The 2,041-nt window shown below is 65.2% G+C and carries 3 protein-coding genes; 2 read left to right on the forward strand and 1 reads right to left on the reverse strand.

Features of this window, described 5'->3' with window-relative positions; translation table 11 throughout:
* A partial coding sequence (locus ACYQ0U_RS22605) for a hypothetical protein (protein WP_459976140.1) occupies nucleotides 1-611 on the forward strand: 611 nt, incomplete at its 5' end.
* A 397-nt stretch (nucleotides 612-1,008) separates the two neighbouring features.
* On the opposite strand, the gene ACYQ0U_RS22610 is transcribed toward ACYQ0U_RS22605, so the two are convergent.
* A complete protein-coding gene (locus ACYQ0U_RS22610) occupies nucleotides 1,009-1,248 on the reverse strand; it encodes a hypothetical protein (RefSeq protein WP_459976141.1) in 240 nt (79 codons plus the stop codon).
* Between the two features lie 128 nt (nucleotides 1,249-1,376).
* On the opposite strand from ACYQ0U_RS22610, the gene ACYQ0U_RS22615 reads away from it, so the two are divergent.
* Nucleotides 1,377-1,688 (forward strand): uracil-DNA glycosylase family protein, encoded by a 312-nt coding sequence (locus tag ACYQ0U_RS22615; protein ID WP_459976142.1) that lies wholly within the window; start codon nucleotides 1,377-1,379, stop codon nucleotides 1,686-1,688.
* Nucleotides 1,689-2,041 lie beyond the last annotated feature (353 nt).

A 2,041-nucleotide genomic window follows, 5' to 3' on the forward strand; every position in this document is an offset into this window, starting at 1 on the left:
AAGGGTCCGAGAACAAGGAGACTGAGATGACCGCCGTCCAGCACCACACCCACGCCCCCGTCCTCGTTGAACAGGACCTCGTCACCCATGGACTCGCCCGCCGCGCACTCGCCGTCCTGCGCATCGGCTTCGGGCTCACCTTCCTCTGGGCATTCTTCGACAAGCTGCTGGCCCTGGGCTTCGCCACCGGCAAGAGCGCCGAGACCGGCAACGTCGACTACTTCGGGCCCGACGCGTGGGTCAACGGGGGCAGCCCCACCTTCGGCTTCCTGTCGTTCGGCGTACCCGCGGACAACCCCTTCCACGGAACGTTCACCAGCATCGCCGGCGACGGCTGGACCAACTGGCTGTTCATGGCCGGTCTCCTCGGGATCGGACTCGCGCTCACCCTCGGCATCGGCATGAGGATCGCGGCCATCAGCGGCGCCGTGCTCTACCTCCTGATGTGGCTGGCCTCGCTTCCTCTCGAGAACAACCCCATCATCGACGACCACATCCTCGGCGCGATCACCGTCGTGGTCCTCGCCGCCACCCTGGCTGGCGACACCTGGGGCCTGGGCCGGGCCTGGGCCAACACCCACCTGGTGCGCCGTTTCCCGATCCTGCGGTAGCCCGCTTCTAGCAACGTCCTCCGACTGGACCAGTCGGAGGACGTTGCCATGTTGCTGGCGGACCCGACCACACCTACCGTCTCAGGTCGGTGAGCCGACGCACGTGGGGCGAACGCAGTCCGTGCCGCACCGAGACGGGCCGAGCAACCGCTCGACCCGGGGTCCGCCGCGGTTTGTGCGTCTCAGAAGCAACCACCGGACCGTCAGGCCCTGAACACCCGGAGTGAGCAGGCGAGAAGACAGAGGCATGCGCGTCTGCGTTGCGAACTACAGATGACACTGAAACAGTGCCCGACTGGTCATGTTCGATCAGTAAGCCGGCCCTCATTGCCCACTCCTGCGTACAGGCGCCAGTTCCACGCCCTGCGGACCGTCCTCACCCTTGGCGATCGAATGATCAAGAGGTGCGCTTCTCCCGATCGAGCGTCGCCAGTTGCTGCCAAGGACCTTCTGACCACGCCTTTTCGATGATCGGGTTCCGGCGGTGCTTTCGCCCGTACAGCTGCTGCTTGAGCGCAACGCCGGCAGCAATCGGCCAAGGGTGCTCCTCACGCTGGGTACGGGCATCGAGAATGACTCGGCCAGGAGACATGTCATTCACCGTGACCCAGTGCTCGATCTCGCCGGCCGAGGCCACCCCGATCGGCAGGTCGGGGCGCTCGCGGTCGAGCAGCGGTCGATGGAAGGCACTTGCACGAGTCCGGATTCACCCCGATCCGCCTGGCGCCTCAGGACGACGCCTCGCTGCTCTCATACGGCATCGGCATGACCGATCTCGTCAAAGACGTCGCGCAGAGCCATGACCGCGGTCTGGACTATGGCGGGGTGGCAGCGGCAGCCGGCCACCTCATCTCTGCGGCTCCGCAGTGGGTCGCGTTCAACGGCTTGACCGCGGGGCGGGCCGCGGCTCGGCAACTCGGCCTTCGGCGCCCGAAAGAGGTGGCGCTCGGCGAGCAACCGTGGGCGATCGGTCCCAGTCGGGTGTTCGTAGTCCCGAACAGCAGCGGAGCGCATGCGACGATGCGATACGAGGACAAGCTTCGGTGGTGGACCAAGTTCCGCCGCTTGGCTCGCTAACCCGTCCGAATCTGAGTACAGATGTCGGAACCTGGTCGGAGCGCCGGAGGTGTGGTCGGGACGCAGAAACCTGGCGCGTCATCCCGCCGCATGTCGGCGGATGTCGTCATCCAGCTTCGGCTTCAAGCCGCCATACTCGACCAGATCGATCTGCGACCAAGCACCCGCTCAAGCAACTGCTTGAACCGAATGAACTCGAACGACGACGCCCCCTCCGGCGCCTCGGGAGACGCGTCTCCCAGATGACCGATCACCTCAACCATTTCGGACGTGCTACCGAATGCCCGCACTCGCGATCTACTACCGAACATCGTAGTCAGAAACTAGAGTGGCCAGTGTGACGGAAGAAAACT

The sequence above is a fragment of the Nocardioides pyridinolyticus genome (assembly GCF_054653575.1).